The organism is Mycolicibacterium alvei (assembly GCF_010727325.1).
Classification (GTDB): domain Bacteria; phylum Actinomycetota; class Actinomycetes; order Mycobacteriales; family Mycobacteriaceae; genus Mycobacterium; species Mycobacterium alvei.
Map to the genome: position 1 here is coordinate 4,958,655 of NZ_AP022565.1, position 22,151 is coordinate 4,980,805.

Here is a 22,151-nt window from a genome sequence, read left to right on the forward strand (position 1 = left end):
ATGATCGAAGTCTGCGGACTGGGGAAGGCCTTCGGCGGTACCCCGGCCCTGTGCGATGTCACCGCATCGTTCCCGCCCGCCACCGTCACCGGCCTACTCGGTCTCAACGGCGCCGGAAAGACCACGTTGCTCCGGTTGATCGCCGGCCTCGAGCGACCCGACTGCGGCACGGTCACGGTGTGCGGCAAGGCTATTGACGGGCACACCGAACCCATGCGGGCGCTCGGGGTGCACGGCGACCCGTCCACCATGGACCCGCGGCACAGCCCACTGCGCCACCTGTCCTGGTTGGCGGCATTGGGCGGTATCCCCGAGGGGCGCATCGAGGTGGTGTTGGTCCAGGTGGGGCTGGCCGGCCATCGGCACCGTCGCATTGCCGGACTGTCGATGGGCGCTCGGCAGCGGCTGGCCATCGCGGGTGCACTGTTGGCCGGGCCGCAGGTGCTGATCTTCGACGAGCCGGTCAACGGCCTTGACGTCCCGGGGATCGTCTGGCTGCGGGAGCTGTTGCGGCAGTTGGCTACCGACGGGTGCACGGTCGTGGTGGCGAGTCACGTGCTCGGTGAGGTGGCATTGACCGCTGACCGACTGCTGGTGTTGGACCGGGGTCGCGTCGCCGCCGCGGGCCGCCTCGATGAGATCGTTCCCTCCGGCGCCGATCCTCGTCTGCATCTGGAGACCATGTTGCTCGGAATGGCCGCGGTATGACCGCGCACGTGTTGCGCAGCATGCGTGCCGAAATGACCCGCACCGGCGGTCGCGGTCCGTTGTGGAGTGTTCTGGTCCCGGCTGCGGTGATCCTGCCGGCCGTGATCACATTCCTGATTGCCTACGTGGCAGAACGATTCGCCCGAATCCCGGGCCAGAGTCATGTCCAGCAGGTATCGACGACCAACGCCGCGTACTGGGTGATCACGGTGACCGTGGTGCTGTCGGCACTGGCGGCGGCTCACGGACAGGCGCACGAATTCAGGTCCGGCGCAAACCAATACGTACGATTCGCGGTGCCGCGCACCGGGGCGACCACCGTCGGCAAATGGTTGTTCTACGGCACGTTGGGGGCCGCACTGTCGGCGGCCACGGTGGTGCTGGTGCTCGTCGCGCTACCGCAGATTTCAGAGTCGGTCTACGGGCAGGTGTCGCTGACCGACCCGCACGGCCTGCGGTTGCTGTGGACCGTGCCGCTCTACGCATTCTTCGCAGCTGGCCTCGGGCTCGGCGTGGGTGCATTGATTCGTACGCCTGCCGCCGCCGTCGGCGCAATTCTGCTGTGGGTGTATGTGATCGAGACCGCCGTCGGATACCTGCCCGGCGGATATTCGATACAGCGGTTCATGCCGTTCCTCAACGGTGTCTACGCCACCGGCCAAGACATCGTGCTGACCCCGCCGTGGGGCCCAAACGTCGCGCTGGCGTACACGTGCGCCTTGTTTTCCGTTGTCCCGCTGTGCAGTACGTGGTGCACAGCACTCAGAGGAGGAATCCCGAAATGACTCGCAAGAATGACCTGCCGCTGGCACAGCGGTCCGACGCCGACTTGCCGGGGCACTGGCTGCTGGCCCGGTTGGGCAAGCGGGTGCTGCGGCCCGGCGGGCTGGAACTGACCACCCGGATGCTGGGCTCGGCCCGGATTGCCGACTCCGACGTTGTCGAACTCGGCCCCGGGCTGGGCCGCACCGCCACCGACATCGCCGCGCAGCGACCACGGTCATACGTCGGGGTCGACGCCAGCTCGGTGGCCTCAGCGCCGCTGCAGAAGGTGGTGGCCGCCACCGGCGGTCGGCTCATCGATTCCGATGCCGCAGAAACCGGGCTGGGGGCCGCCTCCGCCGACGTCGTGGTCGGCGAGGCCATGCTGACCATGCAAGGCGAGAACGCCAAGAAGGCCATCGTCGACGAAGCCTTCCGGGTACTGCGTCCCGGCGGGCGCTACGCCATCCACGAACTCGGGCTCATGCCCGACGAGTTGGCCGACGACGTCAAAGACGACATCCGCCGAGAGATGGCGCGGGCCATCAAGGTCAACGCCCGGCCGCTGACCGTCAAAGAGTGGTCGGACCTGTTGACCAGCGCCGGATTTGAGATCAAGAGCGTCGACCTTGCCCCGATGGCGCTGCTGCAACCACGCCGCGTGATCGCCGACGAAGGCGTGTTCGGTGCACTGCGGATCGTCGGCAACGTCCTCACCCACCCGGCCGCGCGCAAACGGGTGCTCAGCATGCGGGGAACTTTCAATCGCTACCGCGAGCAGTTGACGGCGGTGGCGATCGTCGCTGTGGTGCCCGGTTCCGACTGAGCACCGAATCGAAATGGCATCTGTGCCAGGGGCAGATGGGTGGCCCGCCGGCGTGCATGATGTGGGCATGCCCAGGCATGGTGATCGCGTCGAATCGGACCGGGCGGTCGGCCTGCAGCGGCAGCGGGTAGTTGACCTGCTGCGTGCCGCGGACACCCCGGTCGATGCGCGACAGATCGCCGAGACGCTGCGGATCCATGTCACCACTGCGCGGTTTCACCTGGGCGCGCTGGAGGCGCGGGGCGTCATCCGCCGGGGCGGCGTGGCGTCCGGTGCCGGGCGCGTTGGCCGGCCACGGCTGACCTATGAGATCGCCCCGCGCCTGGACTACGCCGACATCGTCGCGTTGTTCGCGGCACATCTGGGCGGCACCGCCGAGGAACGGGAAGCGCGCGCCCTGCGGATCGGTGCCGATCTGGCGCGTCGGGTGCGGGTGGCGCGTCGGCGCGGTGAGACCTCGATCGCCGATCTGGTGGTGGCCACCCTCGGCGAACTGGGATTCGAGGTCCGTTCGGTGCTCACGTCGTTCGGCGAGGTGTCCGTGGAGATCTGCACGTGCCCGCTGGCCGAGGTCGCGGTCGATTCCCCCGAGGTGGTGCGCGGCATCCAGCAGGGCTTGATCCAGGAGGTCATCGACCTGAATGCCGAGGTCATCGGCGGTCGATACCAGGCTGCGGTACACCCTGACGCCCGTCACGGATCGTGCGAGGTGAACCTCGTGGTCCGGCCGATGACGGACCAGTTGCCCGGGTAGCGAACAACCGACCCGGCATGGCACATCTTTCACAGCAGTCACACGTGGCGGCGCTCGCTGCCGGTCGCGGAGTCTTGACGCCCACGAAAGTTTGCTGACGTGTCGTTGTGTGATTTACCGCTCACTTTTGCCGACGAAGGTAAGAATTGCTATTGACGGTCGCGCCGCCCGAGAAATGCGTCATATCCGATGGCTCCAAAGAAGTGCCTGGTAACGGGCATTTAATCAGGCGCAACCAAAAGGTAACGGCTCGATAACGAAGATTTTCCTAAGCGCATTCTGAGGGAGAATTGATGGCGGCCACTTATTCGCTGTGAAGTCGTCCGGGAGCTGTCGGTTCCGTCGCTAGACTCAAGGCAACCGCGCCATCCCGGCGCAGATCGACCTGAAATCTAGAGCCGGCGAAAGCTCCGTCGGCGGAGGTGCCGATAACGATGGCAAAGAACTTCCTGCGCGCGCTGACTGCGCTGCGCTCTGGCCGCAATGACCGAGCCATCGATGACATGTCTGCCCGAGGCGTCGTGTTCGACGGTGCGCTGGACGGCATCGACGTGGCCGGTCTGGCCGAGGTCGGCCGCGGACCCATCGGCGACATCGCCGTGGATCCCGACCGTGACACCGTGGTGGTCACCAATGCCGGAACCCAGAGCCTGACGGTTCTCAATCCCCACACCACGGGAGTGGTGGGCTCGGTTCGACTGGCCGGTGACCCGTTCGCCGTCGTCGTCGCCGATGACCACGCCCACGTGAGCGTTTCCGGCGCCGGGCATGACTCGATCGTTACGGTCGACACCATCACCGGCACTGTGCTCGCCGAATACCCGCTGGCGTTCGGCGTCACCGCCCTGGCGATCAGCCCGGGCGGCAAGCGTGTGTACGCCGGTCGCACCGGCCACGAGCGCATCGACATCGCCGTCATCGACACCACCGCCGAGCGCGTCGGCACGATCGACATCGCCACCGGTGTCGGCATGAATCTGGATGCCCTGCAGATCGACTCGACCGGTAAGCGGCTCTGTGTCGCCACCTCCGATCTCCGCGGCAGCCGGCTGGTCGTCGTCAACACCGAAACCGCACAGGCAGAGGCCACGGTGTGGATCGGCGCCCCGATCCGCGACATTGCGATCGGCGACGGCGTTGCCTACGTGCTGACCTCCGACCTTGAGCACCGCGGCGTGGTCCACACGGTGGACCTGTCGGCCGGGACTGTGGTGGACGCCGTCGAGGTCGGCTCGGCACCGACCCAGCTGGTGCTGAGCCCTGACGCCACCCGCGCGTACCTGGTCGACTACGACCGCGTCGTCGTCTGGTGCGCGCTGACCGGCGAAATTCAGGGCAGCATCGACGTGCAGGCGCAGCCTGCAGCGGTCGCCGTGCGCGACAACGGAACTCGTCTGTACATCGCCGACTACGCCGGACAGGTCAACGTCTTCGACGTCGCCGAGTCGCTGTACGCACAGCTGTCCGCGGTGGACGCGGTGGAGATGCACGCACTGCCCGCCCTGGCGCCGGTCGGCGTCTGAATTCATCGCGGTGCCGCCCCCATTTGTGAAGGCAACGACCTTTCGCAACGGTGGCCCTGATATCCGCTGGTAGCGGGTTCACGCGGACCATCCCGGGCTCCTTCGCGCCCTTCAATTCAGGGCTGCTGTCCGCGGCCTGTGAGTCGTAGAATCTGACCGTAAGCAGGGTCGAGGGTGATCCACGGGAGGCCTGCGATGAGCTGCATGATTCATCGCTTGACAACCATCAGCATGGCTGCGGTCGCGTCGCTGGCAGCGGTGAGCATGAGCTTCCCGGTGGTCAGCAACGCCACCGAGTGTGGCGTGGGCACCGTGTTCGATCCACCGTCGAACACCTGCGTGGCCGCCCCCTTGCCGCCGCCTCCACCAGCCCCGCCACCCGCGTGGAACGGTGACGTCACGCCCCACTTCTCGGTGGGTATCTGCGCACCGATTCCCTTCGTCGCGCTCTGTGCGGGGATCTGAGCGGGCGGTCGGTACCGCCGGCGGCGGATCTCGTCGTTGAACCACGGTGATCCGCCGCTCGTTCTAGGTGATGTACACCCATCAGTCAGCAAGGGAGACACCGCCATGCGAGCGTCAGTGGTCATACTGGCCGCGTCGGGGGCGGCAATCGGAACTCTTCTGGCGACCGCGATTCCGGCGTCGGCCGATTCGCCGATCGTCACGATCGGTCGGCTGGAAGCCGAGGGGTTCTATGTGAACATCGATCGAGTGGGCAGTGCCCCACTGGACCAGTGCACCGTCACGAGCATCCGCAATCCTCAGACCCAGACCAGACTCATCCGGGTCGAACGATTCGGCAAGAACGGCTCGAAGGAATTCGACCTGGTACCCGTGGTGGTGCGCCGCACCATCACGGTGTCGCTCGACTGCTCGAAGTGACGGTTCAGGGCTGGCAGTTGAGCGACACCGACACGGTCTGGCTGGTGGTCGTCGGAAGCAATATCCGATTGTTTCCGCCGAGGCCCGGCCCGACATAGGGCATCAATTGGGAGATGTGTTGGGGGTTACGCACATCGGTGACCACGCACTGGTCCAGTGGTGCGGTGCCGATCTTGTCGATGGTGACGGTGTACCCCTCAGCCTCCAGTCGGCTGATCGTCTGCTGTGCGGTTTCGTCGGCCGATGCCACCGCGGACGACGCGCCGACCACCCCGAACACCGCCACGGCGATTGTCAGTGACCACTTCATGCACGTCGACCCCATTGATCTCCGAACCCTTTCGTCGGTACGAACCCATCATCCTCCACATACATCGTTGCGGGAATTCGATCCGTTCCCGCCGGTCCTTCCCGGCGAGCGAATACCATCGCGCCCGTGGACAGCACGATGCAGAACTGGCCGTTGACGATCACCGCGATACTGCGCCACGCCTGCGCAACCAATGGCGACCGGACCGTGACCAGCGCCTGCGGCCAGGGCCGCTACCGCACCATCAGCTATCGCGAACTGGGCGAACAGGCGGCCCAGTTGGCGCATGCTCTGCGCGGGCTGGGGATAGCCGGTGACGAGCGCGTCGGCACCTTCATGTGGAACAACACCGAACATCTCGCCGCCTACCTCGCCGTGCCCGCGATGGGTGCGGTGCTGCATACCCTGAACATCCGCCTCTCACCCGAACAGATCGCCCACATCGCCAACGAGGCGGCCGACCAGATCGTCATCGTCGACGCCTCCGTCGCACCGCTGCTGGCCCCGGTGTTGCCGCTGCTGGATACCGTGCACACCGTGATCGTCGTCGGCGACGGAGATGCCGGCATGCTGACCGGAAAGACGGTGCTGCGCTGGGACGAGCTGCTGGCGGGGCAGCCACAAGAGTTCGACTGGCCGGAGATCGACGAAAACTCCGCAGCGGCAATGTGTTACACCAGCGGCACCACCGGCAATCCGAAGGGTGTGGTGTACAGCCACCGGTCGAGCTACCTCCATGCGTTGAGCACCTGCACGGCCAACGCGCTCGACGTCAGCTGCAGCGACTCGGTACTGCCGATCGTGCCGATGTTCCACGCCAATGCGTGGGGGCTGCCGTATGCGGCGCTGATGGCCGGCGCCAACCTGGTGATGCCCGACCGGTTCATGGACGGTGCCTCACTGATCGAACTGATCGAATCGCAGCGCCCCACGCTGGCCGGCGCGGTGCCGACCATCTGGAATGACGTCATGCACTGCCTGGAAACGAACCCGGGACACGATCTTTCGTCGCTGCGGCTGGTGGCCTGCGGTGGTTCGGCGGTGCCGCTCTCGCTGATGCAGACGTTCCAGGACCGCCACGGCGTGTACATCCAGCAAGCCTGGGGGATGACCGAGACCTCACCGCTGGCGACCGCGGCCAAACCGCTGCCCGGTGTGTCCGAGGAACGACACTGGGAGATGCGCGTCAGCCAGGGCCGCCCGATGTGCGGCGTGGAGGTGCGCATCGTCGACGACGAGGGCGCCCCACTGCCCAAGGACGGCACGTCAGTCGGTGAGCTCGAGGTGCGCGGGCCGTGGATCACCGGCGCCTACTACCTGGGCCTCGACGCCGAGAAGTTCGACACCGGCTGGCTGCGCACCGGGGACGTCGGCTCGATCGATCCGCAGGGCTACGTCACGCTGACCGACCGCGCCAAGGACGTCATCAAGTCCGGCGGGGAGTGGATCTCGTCGGTCGAGTTGGAGAACCACCTGATCGCGCATCCGGCGGTGCTCGAGGCGGCCGTGGTCGGGGTGCCCGACGAGCGGTGGCAGGAACGTCCGCTGGCGGTGGTGGTGTTGGAGTCGGGTGTTTCGGTCAGCCCGGGGGAGCTACGAGAGTTCCTGGCGGACAAAGTGGTTCGCTGGTGGCTGCCCGAGAGGTGGGCGTTCGTCGAGCAGGTACCACGCACCAGCGTGGGCAAGTACGACAAGAAGACCATCCGGGCCCGGCACGCCGACGGCGTCTACGAGATCGTCACGCTCTAGTGCCGTCGAGTGTCGACTATGGGCCCGCAACATCCTGGCCCTAGCAGCCGAGATGGAGAACATCTCCATGACCATGCAGGAAATGCGTAATCACTTCGGCGTTGGGAGGACGTCGACGAGATCGCCCCGGCCATCTACCGGCTGCAGTCTCGACGCTTGGGTTACCTTGGCACACAGTAGGACGCTCAATGGCACGCCGAACAGCAGCATCGCGAGCGTCGGATCGCCGGCCGAAATGTCCGGAAGGCACGAGACGATCGCCGAGGCCGCGGCGACCAGCAACAGCTGCGCCGACACTGTCAGGACGCTGCCGGCGTGTTCCTCGTCGCGGTCAACTGCCGGCAACGCCCACAACAGTGCAAACAACGCGGCGGTGACTGCGATGACGGGCGTCAACGGGACGGCGATGACGTTCGGCAGCCAGGATGCACCACTGACGATCAGCAGTGGGATGAGCACCAGCCGGTTCGTCATCTCCGACGATATGGGTGTTGGTCTACCAAGAAGGCCGAAGATCGTTGCGACACAACCGATGATGGTCAGGCAGATGGCAACCTGCGGAGCCTTCGCCCAGAAGGTGACGGGCCAGTGGTAACCCAACTGGTCGCCCAACACCCCGATGTAGACAGGGACCAGGAACAGCAGTCCCACTCTCGCGACTGCCTGTCCGACCGTACCGTCCCACCGCTCACGCAGCGCGATGGGGACCAATGCGGCGAGGCCGAGCCAGGCGATCAGGAGAACGAGGCCTTCGGGCGGTGAAATGCTGTCAGCCCGCGGACCAGTGATCGCATCCGCGACCAGGTTCACGATCAGGACGATGGCGATCAGGATGTGGACGGCGAGTGCGCTGACACCGATGGCCAAAGTCGCGGCCACGTCGCCGCGCTGCACCAACGGCGTCCGAAACGAGCGCTGGGTCACGTAGGCGATGGCGACCGCGACGAGGACGGCGTGTGGCCACGTCCAAGGGTGGCCAAGCCCCCAGTAGTCCTCGATGAAGCCCGAGGAGACTCCCGCGACGCCGGACACCTCGAGCACGATGACACCGACCGCGAGGGCGCAGATGATTGCGGTGAGCCGCCAACCGCCACGATGCGCGGAGATCTGCTGGGCGACGGCCGACCGGGAGTGCGCGGCCAGTGCAACGCCTGCGGTGGCCATGGCCCCGACGAAGGCGAGCGCGATACCGGGAACGTAGGTCCGGGTCGAGACATCGGCGATGAACATTTCGAGCAGTTCGCCGTCAGGCGGTGGCTTGGCGGCGTTCAGGGCGAGCCCGAACCGGAGATTCGCATGGATGGCGGGGATCCATGGCGCTGCGACAAGGCAGGCGAGCACGAGCCCCACCCACGGCCGGGGAGCGCGGCGCCGCACGTGCAGACAGCCGATCACCACCTCGGCGCCGGCGAGCCACGCGACGGCCGCGGGGATCGTCTGCCAGTCGCGGCCGATTGCCAGCATTAGGACGGGGATCAGCGGGACCCACACCCCGGCACACCACGCCAGCGCCGCGTGGTGTCGCGGGGCGTCCGGGCCGGTGGCCGTGACGACGTAGCCTGCGGCGGCCGCGCCCGAACCGATGGCGAGGCCGCCCAGCAGCGGCCAGAACGGCGAGTAGAGGAATACGAGTTCGCCGCCGTAGAGGCTGCCATCCTTCGACTCGAACAGGCCCGGGATGAAGCCGAACGCCAGCATGATCACGGAGCCGAGCCAGGTAAGGACGGCGAGGATGCGCAGGGGTACCGCGATGCGGCCGGGGCCGAGGCGCGCCGGCCGGTGCCTGGCTTGCTGCCACAGGGGGGCCCACAGGCGTTGCGACAAGGGCACTTGCTCAGGTGTCTGATCCACCGCGGCATCATTGCCGAGCGCACTTGGTGATTACTTGGATGGCCGGCTTGGCCTCCGGCCGAGAACCGGCCTCGTCGCAATCAGCCAATCAGCGCCGCAGGAAACCGGGTGACCGGGCTAGTGGTTACCGCTCGGCGCGCTGGTAGGCGGTCACGACGGCCGCGCCGCCGAGCCCGATGTTGTGCTGCAGCGTCGCGGTGACGTTCTCGACCTGGCGCTTGTCGGCGGTGCCGCGCAACTGCCAGGTCAACTCGGCGCACTGGGCCAGGCCCGTCGCACCCAGCGGGTGGCCCTTGGAGATCAACCCTCCGGAGGGGTTGACCACCCAGCGACCGCCGTAGGTGGTGTCGTTGTTGTCGATCAACCGCGCCGCCTCACCCTCGCCGCATAGGCCCAGGGCTTCGTACAGCAGGAGTTCGTTGGCGGAGAAGCAATCGTGCAGCTCGATCACCTGGAAGTCTTCGGGTCCGAGACCGGACTGCGCGTAAACCTGCTGGGCGGCTTGCACATTCATGTCGTAGCCGATGATGTTGGCAGCGCTGCCGTCGAAGGTCGAGGCGAAGTCGGTGGTCATCGCCTGCCCGACGATCTCCACCGCCTGTGCGGCCAGCCCGTGCTTGTCGACGAACGCCTCGCTGGCGACGATGGCTGCGCCCGACCCGTCGGAGGTGGGGGAGCACTGCAGCTTGGTCAGCGGATCGGAGATCATCTTGGCGCCCAGGATGTCCTCGAGGGTGTACTCGTCCTGGAACTGGGCGTACGGGTTGTTGACCGAATGCTTGTGGTTCTTGTAGCCGATCTTTGCGAAATGTTCAGCAGTGGTGCCGTACTTCTTCATGTGCTCGCGGCCGGCCGCACCGAACATCCACGGTGCGACGGGGAAGGCGAACTCGTCGATCTCGGCCAGCGCCTTGACGTGCCTACCCAGCGGGGACTCGCGATCCTGCGCGCCGCCGCCCAGCGAACCCGGTTGCATCTTCTCGAAGCCCAGCGCCATCGTGCAATCGGCGAGTCCGCCGCGGATCGCCTGTGCGGCAAGGTAAAGCGCGGTCGAACCGGTGGAACAGTTGTTGTTGACGTTGACGATCGGGATGCCGGTCATGCCGAGTTCGTAGAGCGCACGCTGACCCGAGGTGGAATCCCCCGAGCAGTACCCGACGTACCCCTGCTGAACCTGGTCATAGGAGATCCCGGCGTCCGCCAACGCGTTGGTGCCGGACTCGCGGGCCATGTCCGGGTAGTCCCAGCCCTCTTTCCGGCCGGGCTTCTCGAACTTCGTCATGCCGACGCCGACGACGAAAACTTTGTTTGCCATGCCGAGAAACATACAGATCACGGTTTCCGTGGTGTAGAGATAGTTGGAACACGTTCTAGTTTTTCGGGAGGAGTGCGCCGTGCTCAAGGTCGTACAGTGGGCTACCGGTGGGGTCGGCGTCGCCGCGATCAAGGGCGTGCTCGAACATCCCGACCTGGAACTGGTCGGCTGCTGGGTGCACTCCGACGCCAAGAACGGCCGTGACGTCGGCGAGATCATCGGTACCGAACCCATCGGCGTCGTCGCCACCAACAACCTCGAGGAGATCCTGGCGCTGGACGCCGACGCGGTGATCTACTCACCGTTGATTCCCAATCCCGACGAGGTCGCGGCGCTGCTGCGCTCGGGCAAGAACGTGATCACCCCCGTCGGCTGGTTGTACCCGAGCGAGAAGCAGGCCGCGCCGATGCGGGCCGCCGCGCTGGAGGGCAACGCCACGCTGCACGGCACCGGCATCGCCCCCGGCGGGATCAGCGAAAAATTTCCGCTGGTGTTCTCCGCGATGGCGACCGGAGTGAGTTTCGTTCGTGCCGAGGAGTTTTCCGACCTGCGCACCTATGACGCGCCCGACGTGGTGCGCCACGTGATGGGATTCGGCGGCACCCCCGATACCGCACTGAGCGGGCCGATGCAGAAGATGCTCGACGGCGGCTTCATCCAGGCCGTCAAGATGGTCGTCGACCACATCGGGTTCACCATCGACCCGCGGATCCGGGCCACGCAGGAGATCGCGGTGGCCACTGCCCCCATCGACTCACCGATCGGCGTCATCGAACCCGGTCAGGTCGCCGGCCGTAAGTTCCACTGGGAGGCGGTGGTCGACGGAGAGCCCGTCGTCCGGGTCACGGTGAACTGGCTGATGGGTGAGGAAAACCTGGACCCCGCATGGACTTTCGGGCCGGCCGGGCAGCGCTACGAGATGGAGGTCCGCGGCAACCCGGACTTCACGGTCATCATCAAGGGGTTCCAGTCCGAAGCGGGCGAGGAGGGCCCAGAGTCCGGTGTGGTCGCCACCGCCGCGCACTGCGTCAACTCGGTGCCCGCGGTGTGTGCCGCCGAACCCGGCGTGGTGACCTACCCGGACCTGCCGCTCATCACGGGCAAAGCCCGCCGAACCTGAACTTGTGTGCGAGATTTCGGCGGTAGTTCGCACATAGCTTCAGTTTCGGCACCCGATCCCTCAGACTGAGTCGATGTGCCGCTTGTTCGGTTTGCACGCCGGTCGCCGACTGGTGCCGGCGACCTTCTGGCTGCTGGACGCCCCGGACAACCTCGCCGCGCAGAGCCGCCGCAACCCCGATGGCACCGGCCTTGGCATCTTCGGCGCCGATGGAAAGCCAGCGCTGCACAAGGAGCCGGTGGCGGCCTGGCGGGACTGCGAATTCTCCACCGAGGCAAACGAAGTCACCGCGACGACGTTCATCGCCCACGTCCGCTACGCCTCGACCGGCGCGCTCGACGTGGCGAACACCCATCCGTTCCTCCAGGACGGCCGGATCTTCGCGCACAACGGGGTGGTCGAAGGTCTGGATGCGCTCGACGCTCGGATGGGCGAGCTCGGCGTGGCCGACCTGGTCGGGGGCCAGACCGACTCGGAACGCGTATTCGCCCTCATCACCGCGGCCGTACGCGGGCGTGACGGAGACGTCGGCGCGGGCATCGTCGATGCCGTCGGCTGGCTGGCCGACAACGTACCGATCTACGCGATCAACCTCCTGCTCAGCACCGCCACCGACATGTGGGCCCTGCGCTACCCGGACACCCACGAGTTGTACGTGCTCGACCGCAGGCACCCCGATCAGCGGCGCCTGCGTCTGCGCAGCACCCGGATCCGGGCCGAATCCGAGCACCTGACGTCGCAGCCGTCGGTGCTGTTCGCCAGCGAGCCGATGGACGGCGAGCACTGGCGGCTCATCGCCCCCGGCGAACTGGTACACGTCGACGCCGACCTGCGGATCAACACCCGGGTCGCGTTTCCGGATCGGCCGCGTCACCTCTTGCGTCGTGAGGATCTGTCCGCCCAGGCCGAGGCATCGCAACACGCTTAGCCGAGGCTTTCCGGCCCCTGGCACACTCGACATTCGTGACTTCCAAACGTGCACTGGTGCTCGCCGGCGGCGGTATCGCCGGGATCGCCTGGGAGACCGGCATCCTGCAGGGCATTGCCGACGCATCTCCCGAAACGGCTGACGCGTTGCTCGCATCCGATGTGCTGGTCGGTACGTCAGCCGGGTCGACGGTGTCAGCGCAACTCGGCAGCGGGCTGAGCCTGGCGGAGCTGTTCGAACTCCAGGTCGGCACCGCGTCCGCCGAACTCGACCCGGGTGTGGGTATCGACAACGTCACCGACCTGTTCGTCAAGGCGATGCTGACGCCCAACACCACCAAGGCACAGAAACTGCAGGGCATCGGTGCCGTGGCGCTGCGCACCGACACCATCGGCCCGGCGGTGCGGCGCAAGGTGATCGAAGCGCGGCTGCCCTCGCATGACTGGCCCGATCGGGTACTGCGGATCTCGGCCATCGACATCGACACCGGTGAGCTGGTGACGCTCAACTCTGATTCCGGGGCATCACTGGTCGACGCCGTCACCGCCAGTTGCGCGGTACCCGGGGTGTGGCCGGTCGTCACCATCGACGGCCGCCGGTTCATGGACGGCGGGATCGGTAGCGTGGTCAACATGGTCCTGGCGGCCGACTGTGACACCGCAGTGGCACTGGTCCCGCAAGGTCGCTCGACACCCTCGCCGTTCGGTGCCGGCGCGGCCGAGGAGGTCGATGGCTTCGACGGGCGGTCATTCGGGATCTTCGCCGACGACGATGCCCTGGCCGCGTTCGGCAAGAACCCGCTCGACCCGGCCTGCCGGGTGCCCTCGGCTCACGCGGGCCGGGCACAGGGCCGACGAGTGGCCGCCGAGGTCGCGGAGTTCCTGGCGGGCTGATTCAGCGGTCGAGCGCCGCCGCGGCCAACTCCTGCCCGGCGGTGATCACCTCGGCTGCCCGGTTGAACTCCAGGCTGCGGCACACCGAGCGGGGCACCTCGATGAGCAGATCCGGCGGATAGGCCGCCAGCGTGTGCCGGGCCAGCGCGCCCTGAGCGATGTCGATGGTGCGGTACATGACCTCGAAGCTGCCCAGACGCGGCAGATCGGCCGGCTGCACCTCGCCCGGGTCGGTGTCCGCCCCGGTGTCGGGGTAAGCGTCGGGCACCGAGGACCCGAACCGGCTCAGGATGGCCCGGGCCGTCGGCCGGTCCAGCACATTGCGCACCGAGGCGGTGTCGAGCACCGCCGAGGTGCTGCGCAGCATCCGGTTGAGCCATTCGGTGCTCGGCTTGGGCTCTAGATCGGCGGCGGGCACCGCGGCCGTCCCGGGATCACCGCCGGACAGGCTGACCGCGATGGTCAGATCGGCATTGACCGCGGCGATCGGCGCCATGGGCAGCGGGTCGAGAATGCCGCCGTCGCCGAGCAACCGGCCGTCGAGCACGTGCGGGGCGATCACGCCGGGGATGGCGATCGAGGCGCGGATCGCCGAATCCACCGGGCCGCGCTGCAGCCACACCGATTTGCCCGCAATGAGATCGGTGGCGACCGCGGTGTAGGGAATCGGCAGCTCCTCGATGGTGACCTCGCCGAGGATGTCACGCACCGCGTCCAGGATCTTCTCCGCACGCAGGATGCCTGCCGCGCTGATCGACGGGTCGAGTAGCCGCAGCACCGCGCGCTGGGTCAGTGTCCGGGCCCATTCGGCGAAGTCATCAAGCCTGCCCGCCGCGTGCAGGCCGCCGACCAGCGCGCCCATCGACGAGCCGGAGACGCCGACGATCTCGTGCCCGCGGGACTGCAACTCGTGGATCACCCCGATGTGCGCGTAGCCACGAGCCCCACCACTGCCGAGGGCCAGGGCAATACGCATACGTCCATTGTGAAGCACACCGCCCCACCGTTGGCGCCAGCCGACTGGGAGTTTGCCGCAGCCTGATTCGAACTAGCTGCAGAGCTCGTCGGCCGCTGCCTGCGCGGCGACGACGACCGCAGCCTGACGCCCCGGCTCGAGATCAGCCCAGGCCACGTTGTAGGTGCCCGGACCGGGCGCCGCCTCGGGTGCCTGGACGCTCGCCAGGTAAGGCTCGATCTGCTCCTTGAGGTCTCCGCCCTTGGCCTCCATCCAGATCTTGGCGGCGTGACAGGCCTGGAAGTACTCCTCTTCGGTGGACTGGGCGTCGGCACCGACCGCGGTCGTGACTCCACCGGGAGACACCGCGACCTCACCCGGCTTGGCCGTCGGGGTCGACGATTCCGACGTCGCGGTGGCTTGTGGCGACGGTGCCGCGGACTCCCCGGGTTGCTCCGTGCCGGCCTCGGTAGAGCATCCGATCAGCAGGCTCAGACCGGCGGCGGCGACGGTTCCGGCGGTCAGGCGGGTGGTCCAGGTGTAACAGCGCATGCCGCCAATCTATGCAACACTGGCGGCCGTGACGGAAGTGACCGGATTTCAGGAGTGTTGTCGGGCGCGTTAGCGGACCCGTCCACCCTTTCCGACCGTCATTCCTGGAGTTCCTCTCATGCTGTCCACACTTGCACCTGTTCCTGCGGTTTCCGCGCCCACCCGGCTGCGATTGCCCGATCTGCTGCACACCACCGACCGCGCCGCCGACGACGTGCTGTCCGGCCGCTACGACCGCCTGCTGCGCGGGCTGCCCAAGGATGACCGGTGGTACAGCCGGTTGTCCGGTGACGATGAAGTCGAGGTCTGGCTGATCAGCTGGGTGCCCGACAAGTCCACCGAACTGCACGATCACGGTGGTTCCCTGGGCGCCTTGACCGTGGCGTCCGGTGAGCTGACCGAATCCCGTTGGAACGGTGAGCTGTTGCGTCACCGGCGGCTCGAGGCGGGGGACCAGGCCGCCTTCCCGCTGGGCTGGGTCCACGACGTGGTGCAGGCGCCCGGTGCGGTGGCCGGGCCGACCCTGAGCGTGCACGCCTACTCGCCGCCGCTGACGGCGATGTCCTACTACGAGGTGACGCCGCAGAAGACGTTGCGCCGCAACCGTACCGAGCTCACCGACGCGCCGGAGTGATGGCCATGAGTCGCATCGACACCGTGCTGGAGCAGGCCCGTACCCGGCTGAACCGACTGCCGGCCTCGGACCTTCCCGAGGCGCTCGATTCCGGAGCCGTGCTGGTCGACATCCGTCCGGCTGCCCAGCGCGCCGCCGAAGGGTCGGTGCCCGGCGCGCTGGTCATCGAACGCAACGTGCTGGAGTGGCGCTGCGACCCGACCAGCGAAGCGCGGATCCCGCAGGCCGTCGACGACGACGTCTACTGGGTGATCCTGTGCTCGGAGGGCTACACCTCGAGCCTGGCTGCCGCATCGTTGGTGGATCTGGGGCTGCACCGATCCACCGACATCGTCGGCGGGTACCACGCGCTGGTCGCCGCCGGTGCCCTCAGTTGAATGTCGAATGGCCATTTATTGCACAGCTTTTCGTGTTCGGTGTGACATAACCGGCCGCTCGGCGCAGAACTCAGGCACCCTCGCCGCTGGACAGCAACGGACGTAGTTTCTCGGTCTTCTCCGGCGTCCAGCCCGGCGGCTGCAGGACGGCGGCCCAGGCATTGGCCACATCCTTGACGTAGACGTGACCGTGTCCGTCGGGAACGTCGACCGCCACCGCCATGTCTGCCGACACCTGCAGGAACGTCACGATCGGAATCCACTGCATGCGTCCGGACACGTCGTATCCACGGGGCTCCTTGAGCCAGTCCGGTTCTGTGAAAAGGAGATCCGTGTTCCACCAGGCGATCGGGTCGGAGGCGTGCTGGAGATAGACCACGCGGGGGTGACCCCACGGATCGGCGGGCCGGTCCAGGTTGCGGGCCTCGGCGGAGAACCGCACATTCTCGCCCTTGTCGTAGATCGGCAGCCACATCGGTGAGCCCGCGTCGCGGTCGCGGGTCAGGGTGTCCCAGATCGTGTTCTGGAACGTCGGTCCGGAGAAGAGTGCGCCATCGGTGCGTGCCACCAGATTGTTCAACGCGAGGAACGGCGCCTCGCCACCGAATGAGCCGAGGCTTTCGCCGAACACCACGAGCTTGGGACGCTTGCCTTCTGGACGTTCGCGCACCAGCGCGTCGACCGCCTCGAACAGAGCCTGTCCGGCCTGCCGCGCATTCTCCTTGTCCACCAGGAACGACAACCAACTGGGCAGGAACGAGTACTGCATGCTGACGATCGCGGTGTTGCCGTTGTACATGTACTCCAGGGCCGAGGCCTCGGCCTCGTTGATCCACCCCGTGCCGGTGGTGGTGGCCACCGCGACCACGGCCCGGTCCAGGCCGCCGGTGCGTTGTAACTCCCTGGCCGCCAAGGCCGCCGTGGCCCTGATGCCGTCTGCGGAGTGCAGGCCGGCGTACGCCCGGATCGGCTCGATCGCGGGCTTGCCGTTGAACCGCGAAAGGTGTTGCACCGTAGGCCCGGCCGAGACGAACACCCGGCCCTGGTGGCCCAGGGATTCCCAGCTGTCCAGTGAGCCCGGGCCGCCCGAGCGCAGCGTGGACGTCGGTGCGGCGGAATCGGGGCTGGTCTCGTCGTTGACTGCGGAGAAGGTGCGGTTGATCTTGTCCATCGCGACGCGGGCCACCACCCCGTTGAGCAGTGCGATGGTCAGTGCCAGCAGCAGGGCCACCACGACAACCGCCGAAACTCGCCGCGGCGCAACCCTATTGAGTTGGCGCACCAGGAACCGAACCAGGCGGCCGACCAGCTGACCGATCTCGACGAAGACGAACAGCACGATGATCGACAACACCGCGGTCAACGGGTGATCCCAGAACTTCAGCCGCGCCACTCCCATCAAGTCGCGGACTTCGTCCTGCCACACGTGGAAGTAGATGATCATCAGGATCTGGCCGACGATGCCGACCGCCACCAACGTCAGCCATGCCCATTTCGGGGCTTTCGGGCTCGAATCGGCCGAACGCATGTAGCGCACCAGCCAGACCCCGAAAACCCCGAGGCTGTAACCGATCGCGCCGGCGCCGCCGCTGACCAACGCCTGGAACAGGGGTCCGCGCGGCAGCAGCGACGGGGTCAGCGAGAACCAGATGAACACCAGGCCCACCGCCGTCCCGAAGAACGTGTAGTGGCGTACCCACCAGTCGGGCTTGCCCACCGGGGCGGCCGGCGGTGACGGGGTTTCTTCGGCAACGGCGGTGTCGGTCACCCGTCGACCTTAGCGATGGGTGAAGTTAGCGGCGCGCTTCTCGGAGAACGCCGCCATGCCTTCCTTCTGGTCGTCGGTGGCGAAGGCCGAGTGAAACAGCCTGCGCTCGTAGAGCAGCCCTTCGGTCAAGCTGGATTCGAAGGCGCGGTTGACCGCTTCCTTGGCCATCCGCGAGGCCGACAGCGACATCCCCGCAATGGTCGCGGCCACCGCCAGGGCCTCGTCGATCAGCGTGTCGGCAGACACCAGTCGCGACACCAGCCCGGCGCGCTCGGCCTCGACGGCGTCGATGGTGCGGCCGGTGAGGATCAGGTCCATCGCCTTGGCCTTGCCGATCGCCCGGGTCAACCGCTGGCTGCCGCCCATCCCCGGTAGCACGCCCAGTTTGATCTCGGGCTGACCGAACTTCGCCGAGTCTGCGGCGATCAGGATGTCGCACATCATCGCCAGCTCGCAGCCGCCGCCCAGCGCGTATCCGGCGACCGCGGCGATCGTCGGAGTGCGGGTGGCGGCGAACTTCGACCACAGCTCGAAGAAGTCGGCCGAGTACACGTCGGCGAACGACAGCTCAGCCATCTCCTTGATGTCGGCTCCGGCGGCGAACGCCTTCTCATTGCCGGTGACGATGATGGCGCCGACACTTGGGTCACGGTCGAGTTCAGCTGCGGCCGTGGTGACTTCGGTCATCACCTGGGTGTTGAGCGCGTTGAGCGCCTTGGGTCGGTTCAGCTTGATGGTGGCGACCCGGTCGGTGCGGGTCACCAGGATCGTCTCGAACTCACTCATTTGTTGTCCTCCTAAAAGGTCAGATCAGGGTCGGTCGGAACGAAGTACGCCTCGATGTCGGCGGGGGTGACCGCTGCGACCGAGGCCGGGGACCACTGCGGGTTGCGGTCCTTGTCGACGAGTTGAGCGCGGATGCCCTCGACGAAGTCATGCGATTTCACCGAGGCGCACGAGGTTCGGTACTCCTGGCGCAGCACGTCCTCCAGTGTCGCCAGCTCGGCGGCCCGGCGCACCGCTTCCAGCGTGACGGACAGGGCGATGGGGGAGCGGGTGGCGATCAGATCCGCGGCGGCGTGCGCGGACTGCTCGTCGTGCCCGCGCAGTGCGGCGATGATGTCGGCCACGGTGTCGCCGGCATAGCACTCGTCGATCCAGCCGCGCTGTTCGAGCAGCGGGCTGGTCGGCGGTTCGATGGCGTAGATGGCCAGGGCGTTGTCCACCCCGTCATTGACGACGGTCTCGGCGAAGTCGGCCAGCTTGTCGTGCGGCACGTAATGGTCGGCGAAGCCCATGGCGATCGCGTCGGCTCCGGAGAACGGGGCGCCGGTGAGCGCGGCGTGCAGGCCGAGCGCGCCGGGGGCGCGCGAGAGCAGATAGGTGCCGCCTACGTCGGGGATGAAGCCGATGCCGACCTCGGGCATCGCCATCTTGGTGGTGTCGGTCGCGATCCGGACGCTGCCGTGGGATGCGACGCCGACGCCGCCGCCCATCACGATGCCGTCCATCAACGCCACATACGGTTTCGGGTAACCACCGATATAGGCGTTGAGCAGGTACTCGTCCCACCAGAACCGCTGCGCCGCCCCGTCGTCGGCCTTCGCGCTGTGATAGAGCGCCACCACGTCACCACCCGCGCACAACCCACGTTCGCCGGCGCCGGTCAGCAGGACCGTGTGGATGGAGTCGTCGTCCGCCCAGGCGTGCAGCGCCTCGGAGATTCCCGCGACCATGGCGTCATTGAGCGAGTTGATCGCCTTGGGCCGGTTCAGCGTGAGGATCCCGACGCCGTTGCGGACACTTACTAGGACGTCCTCGTTTTCTGTCACGAGTTGCAATCTAGTTCGGCCCCCCTGGTGTGGTGCGCTACGGGTATGGTTTGCCTCCAGATCAAAACCTGGACGTTTCCTGAAAGCTTTCTGGAGGCTGACGGGAACCCAGCCGGAACATTGATCGTTGAGCTACTAGTTCGTACTCGAACACATCTCATCAGAGAGGACCCGACGGTGCGCGAAACCAGCAACCCGGTATTCCGCAGCCTGCCCAAGCAGCAGGGCGGATACGCACAATTTGGTACCGGAGCCGCCGGCTTCGGTGCACAGCAGGTGCATGCGCAGCCTTACGCGCAGGAGTACCTGGATCAGCCTCAGACCGGCGTTTCCCGGCCGCTGACCATCGATGACGTCGTCACCAAGACCGGCATCACCCTGGCCGTGCTGTCGGCCGTCGCGGTGGTCTCCTACTTCCTGGTGTCGGGCAACATCGGCCTGGCGACCCCGTTCGCCCTTGTGGGCGGTCTCGGCGGCCTGGCCCTCGTCCTGGTGGCCACCTTCGGCCGCAAGCAGGACAACCCGGCGATCGTGCTGAGCTACGCAGCGCTGGAGGGCCTGTTCCTCGGTGCGGTGTCGTTCATCATCGCCAACATCGCCTCGGTCGGCGGCGTGGGCATGATCGCGCAGGCGATCGTCGGCACCATGGGCGTGTTCTTCGGAATGCTGGTCGTCTACAAGACCGGGGCCATCCGCGTCACGCCGAAGTTCACCCGCATGATCGTGGCCGCCATGTTCGGTGTCCTGGCACTCATGCTGCTCAACTTCGTGTTGGCGATGTTCGGCGTTGGCGGCGGTGCCGGGATGGGCCTGCGCGACGGCGGCATGATGGCCATCATCTTCTCGCTGGTGTGCATCGGCATCGCGGCGTTCAGCTTCCTGATCGACTTCGACGCCGCCGACCAGATGGTCCGTGCCGGTGCTCCGGAGAAGGCCGCGTGGGGCATCGCCCTGGGTCTGACCGTCACTCTGGTCTGGCTGTACATCGAGATCCTGCGGTTGCTGTCGTACTTCAACAACGACTAGCAACCCTGCCCCGAGAAAGGCGTCCGCGATTGCGGGCGCCTTTTTCTTTTGGGCTGTGGCGTCGACTCTGCGGTGAGGGCACGGGCTACTCGCACTTTTGCGCCCTCACCGCAGAGTCAACGCCAAATACAAACTTAGGAAAGGCGCTCCACAACCATCGCCATACCCTGGCCGCCACCGACGCACATCGACTCGATGCCGAAGGTCTTGTCGTAGGTGGACAGGTTGTTCAGCAGCGTGGCGGTGATGCGGGCACCGGTCATGCCGAACGGGTGGCCCAGCGCGATCGCGCCGCCCGAGACATTGAGCTTGTCCTCGTCGATGCCGAGTTCCCGCGCCGAACCGAGCACCTGCACGGCGAAGGCCTCGTTGATCTCGACCAGGTCGATGTCGGAGATCTTCTTGCTGGCCTTGGCCAGCGCCTTCTTGATGGCCTCGATCGGGCCCAGGCCCATGATCTCCGGCGACAGCCCGGAGACCCCGGTGGAGACGATCCGGGCCAGCGGGGTCAGGCCCAGCTCCTTGGCCTTGGTGTCGCTCATGATGACGACGGCGGCGGCGCCGTCGTTCAGCGGACACGCGTTGCCCGCGGTGATCGTGCCGTTGGCCCGGAACACCGGCTTGAGCTGGCTGATCTTGTCGTACGAGGTGCCGGCGCGCGGGCCGTCATCGGTGGAGACGACGGTGCCGTCGGGCAGCGTCACGGGAACGATCTCGCGCTCGAAGAAGCCGCTCTTGATGGCTTCCTCGGCGCGGTTCTGCGACCGCACGCCCCAGTGATCCTGGTCTTCGCGGCTGATGCCGGTGTAGGTGGCGACGTTCTCGGCCGTCTGGCCCATGGCGATGTAGACGTCCGGGATCAGGCCGTCCGCGCGCGGGTCGTGCCACTTGATGTCGCCCTCGGCCTGCGTGAGCGTGCGCGCCTGGGCCTCATCGAACAGCGAGTTCTTGCTGTTCGGCGCACCGTCGGCGGCACCGACGCCGAACCGCGACACCGTCTCGACACCCGCGGAGATGAACACGTCACCCTCGCCGGCCTTGATGGCGTGGAAGGCCATCCGGGTGGTCTGCAGCGACGACGAGCAGTACCGGTTGACGGTGGTGCCGGGCATGAAGTCGTAGCCGAGTTCGACGGCCACCGCGCGAGCGATGTTGTAACCGGCCTCGCCGGCGGGCTGGGCGCAGCCCATCATCAGGTCGTCGACGTCGCGGGGATCCAGCGACGGCACCTTGTCCAACACGGCGCGCACCATCTGCGCGGCCAGGTCGTCGGGACGCATTGTGGCCAGCGAGCCCTTGACGGCCCGGCCGATCGGTGAGCGGGCAGTGGCAACGATGACGGCTTCAGGCATGACGGCTCCTGCTAATCGAATGGCTTAGAAA

Annotated in this window: 23 protein-coding genes; 13 read left to right on the forward strand and 10 right to left on the reverse strand. The window is 66.8% G+C overall.

Features of this window, described 5'->3' with window-relative positions; all coding sequences use genetic code 11:
* The 5 genes from G6N44_RS23715 (at position 1) to G6N44_RS23735 (ending at position 4,573) form a co-directional block, all read left to right on the forward strand.
* Positions 1 to 708: an ABC transporter ATP-binding protein gene (locus G6N44_RS23715; RefSeq protein WP_163668264.1), complete on the forward strand. Its 708-nt coding sequence runs from the start codon at positions 1 to 3 to the stop codon at positions 706 to 708.
* Positions 705 to 1,493, forward strand: coding sequence for an ABC transporter permease (locus G6N44_RS23720; protein WP_163668266.1), 789 nt, complete (start codon positions 705 to 707; stop codon positions 1,491 to 1,493). Before G6N44_RS23715 ends, G6N44_RS23720 begins: the two co-directional genes overlap by 4 nt.
* Positions 1,490 to 2,296, forward strand: a complete 807-nt coding sequence (locus G6N44_RS23725; RefSeq protein WP_163668268.1) for a class I SAM-dependent methyltransferase — start codon at positions 1,490 to 1,492, stop codon at positions 2,294 to 2,296. Before G6N44_RS23720 ends, G6N44_RS23725 begins: the two co-directional genes overlap by 4 nt.
* Before the next feature lie 67 nt (positions 2,297 to 2,363).
* On the forward strand, positions 2,364 to 3,050 hold the full coding sequence (locus G6N44_RS23730) for a helix-turn-helix domain-containing protein (protein WP_163668270.1): 687 nt from the start codon (positions 2,364 to 2,366) through the stop codon (positions 3,048 to 3,050).
* Positions 3,051 to 3,484: 434 nt separating this feature from the next.
* Positions 3,485 to 4,573 (forward strand): MmpL3/TtfA transport complex stabilizer, encoded by a 1,089-nt coding sequence (locus tag G6N44_RS23735; protein ID WP_163668272.1) that lies wholly within the window; start codon positions 3,485 to 3,487, stop codon positions 4,571 to 4,573.
* Between the two features lie 209 nt (positions 4,574 to 4,782).
* Here G6N44_RS23735 and G6N44_RS29200 read toward each other — a convergent pair whose 3' ends face one another.
* Positions 4,783 to 4,974 carry a hypothetical protein gene (locus G6N44_RS29200; protein WP_163668274.1) on the reverse strand — a complete coding sequence of 64 codons (192 nt, stop codon included), beginning with the start codon at positions 4,972 to 4,974 and terminating at the stop codon, positions 4,783 to 4,785.
* Between the two features lie 169 nt (positions 4,975 to 5,143).
* Between G6N44_RS29200 and G6N44_RS23745 the strand changes: the two genes are divergently transcribed.
* Positions 5,144 to 5,458 carry a hypothetical protein gene (locus G6N44_RS23745; RefSeq protein ID WP_163668276.1) on the forward strand — a complete coding sequence of 105 codons (315 nt, stop codon included), beginning with the start codon at positions 5,144 to 5,146 and terminating at the stop codon, positions 5,456 to 5,458.
* Between the two features lie 4 nt (positions 5,459 to 5,462).
* Here the strand turns inward: G6N44_RS23745 and G6N44_RS23750 are convergent, their stop codons facing one another.
* Positions 5,463 to 5,768: a hypothetical protein gene (locus G6N44_RS23750; protein ID WP_163668278.1), complete on the reverse strand. Its 306-nt coding sequence runs from the start codon at positions 5,766 to 5,768 to the stop codon at positions 5,463 to 5,465.
* Between the two features lie 126 nt (positions 5,769 to 5,894).
* On the opposite strand from G6N44_RS23750, the gene G6N44_RS23755 reads away from it, so the two are divergent.
* A complete protein-coding gene (locus G6N44_RS23755) occupies positions 5,895 to 7,517 on the forward strand; it encodes a fatty acid--CoA ligase (protein ID WP_163668280.1) in 1,623 nt (540 codons plus the stop codon).
* Positions 7,518 to 7,607: 90 nt separating this feature from the next.
* On the opposite strand, the gene G6N44_RS23760 is transcribed toward G6N44_RS23755, so the two are convergent.
* Together G6N44_RS23760 and G6N44_RS23765 are read right to left on the reverse strand one after the other, a co-directional pair.
* Entirely contained in the window at positions 7,608 to 9,368 is a 1,761-nt protein-coding gene (locus tag G6N44_RS23760; RefSeq protein WP_163668282.1) for a hypothetical protein, read from the reverse strand.
* A gap of 124 nt (positions 9,369 to 9,492) precedes the next feature.
* Positions 9,493 to 10,683, reverse strand: a complete 1,191-nt coding sequence (locus tag G6N44_RS23765; RefSeq protein WP_163668283.1) for a lipid-transfer protein — start codon at positions 10,681 to 10,683, stop codon at positions 9,493 to 9,495.
* A gap of 79 nt (positions 10,684 to 10,762) precedes the next feature.
* Here G6N44_RS23765 and G6N44_RS23770 point away from each other — a divergent pair, with 79 nt between their 5' ends.
* From G6N44_RS23770 to G6N44_RS23780, 3 genes are all read left to right on the forward strand, one after another.
* Positions 10,763 to 11,803, forward strand: a complete 1,041-nt coding sequence (locus G6N44_RS23770; RefSeq protein ID WP_163668285.1) for an NAD(P)H-dependent amine dehydrogenase family protein — start codon at positions 10,763 to 10,765, stop codon at positions 11,801 to 11,803.
* 73 nt (positions 11,804 to 11,876) lie between these two features.
* Positions 11,877 to 12,731 carry a class II glutamine amidotransferase gene (locus G6N44_RS23775; RefSeq protein ID WP_163668287.1) on the forward strand — a complete coding sequence of 285 codons (855 nt, stop codon included), beginning with the start codon at positions 11,877 to 11,879 and terminating at the stop codon, positions 12,729 to 12,731.
* Positions 12,732 to 12,766: 35 nt separating this feature from the next.
* Complete coding sequence (locus tag G6N44_RS23780; protein ID WP_163668289.1) at positions 12,767 to 13,624, forward strand: patatin-like phospholipase family protein; 858 nt, start codon at positions 12,767 to 12,769, stop codon at positions 13,622 to 13,624.
* Position 13,625: 1 nt separating this feature from the next.
* Here the strand turns inward: G6N44_RS23780 and G6N44_RS23785 are convergent, their stop codons facing one another.
* On the reverse strand, positions 13,626 to 14,600 hold the full coding sequence (locus tag G6N44_RS23785) for a patatin-like phospholipase family protein (RefSeq protein WP_179964434.1): 975 nt from the start codon (positions 14,598 to 14,600) through the stop codon (positions 13,626 to 13,628).
* A 72-nt stretch (positions 14,601 to 14,672) separates the two neighbouring features.
* Positions 14,673 to 15,131: a lipoprotein LpqV gene (gene lpqV / locus G6N44_RS23790; protein ID WP_163668293.1), complete on the reverse strand. Its 459-nt coding sequence runs from the start codon at positions 15,129 to 15,131 to the stop codon at positions 14,673 to 14,675.
* A gap of 118 nt (positions 15,132 to 15,249) precedes the next feature.
* Here lpqV and G6N44_RS23795 point away from each other — a divergent pair, with 118 nt between their 5' ends.
* Positions 15,250 to 15,765 (forward strand): cysteine dioxygenase, encoded by a 516-nt coding sequence (locus G6N44_RS23795; protein WP_163668295.1) that lies wholly within the window; start codon positions 15,250 to 15,252, stop codon positions 15,763 to 15,765.
* A 5-nt stretch (positions 15,766 to 15,770) separates the two neighbouring features.
* Complete coding sequence (locus G6N44_RS23800; RefSeq protein WP_163668297.1) at positions 15,771 to 16,142, forward strand: rhodanese-like domain-containing protein; 372 nt, start codon at positions 15,771 to 15,773, stop codon at positions 16,140 to 16,142.
* 70 nt (positions 16,143 to 16,212) lie between these two features.
* Here G6N44_RS23800 and G6N44_RS23805 read toward each other — a convergent pair whose 3' ends face one another.
* From G6N44_RS23805 to G6N44_RS23815, 3 genes are read right to left on the reverse strand one after another with little or no spacing between them, the layout of a single operon-like run.
* Positions 16,213 to 17,910: an alpha/beta hydrolase gene (locus G6N44_RS23805; protein WP_163668300.1), complete on the reverse strand. Its 1,698-nt coding sequence runs from the start codon at positions 17,908 to 17,910 to the stop codon at positions 16,213 to 16,215.
* Positions 17,911 to 17,919: 9 nt separating this feature from the next.
* Positions 17,920 to 18,696 carry an enoyl-CoA hydratase gene (locus G6N44_RS23810; RefSeq protein ID WP_163668302.1) on the reverse strand — a complete coding sequence of 259 codons (777 nt, stop codon included), beginning with the start codon at positions 18,694 to 18,696 and terminating at the stop codon, positions 17,920 to 17,922.
* 11 nt (positions 18,697 to 18,707) lie between these two features.
* Positions 18,708 to 19,742, reverse strand: coding sequence for an enoyl-CoA hydratase/isomerase family protein (locus G6N44_RS23815; RefSeq protein ID WP_163668304.1), 1,035 nt, complete (start codon positions 19,740 to 19,742; stop codon positions 18,708 to 18,710).
* A gap of 177 nt (positions 19,743 to 19,919) precedes the next feature.
* On the opposite strand from G6N44_RS23815, the gene G6N44_RS23820 reads away from it, so the two are divergent.
* Entirely contained in the window at positions 19,920 to 20,768 is an 849-nt protein-coding gene (locus G6N44_RS23820; RefSeq protein ID WP_163668306.1) for a Bax inhibitor-1/YccA family protein, read from the forward strand.
* A gap of 134 nt (positions 20,769 to 20,902) precedes the next feature.
* Here the strand turns inward: G6N44_RS23820 and G6N44_RS23825 are convergent, their stop codons facing one another.
* Positions 20,903 to 22,120 carry an acetyl-CoA C-acetyltransferase gene (locus G6N44_RS23825; RefSeq protein ID WP_163668308.1) on the reverse strand — a complete coding sequence of 406 codons (1,218 nt, stop codon included), beginning with the start codon at positions 22,118 to 22,120 and terminating at the stop codon, positions 20,903 to 20,905.
* Positions 22,121 to 22,151 lie beyond the last annotated feature (31 nt).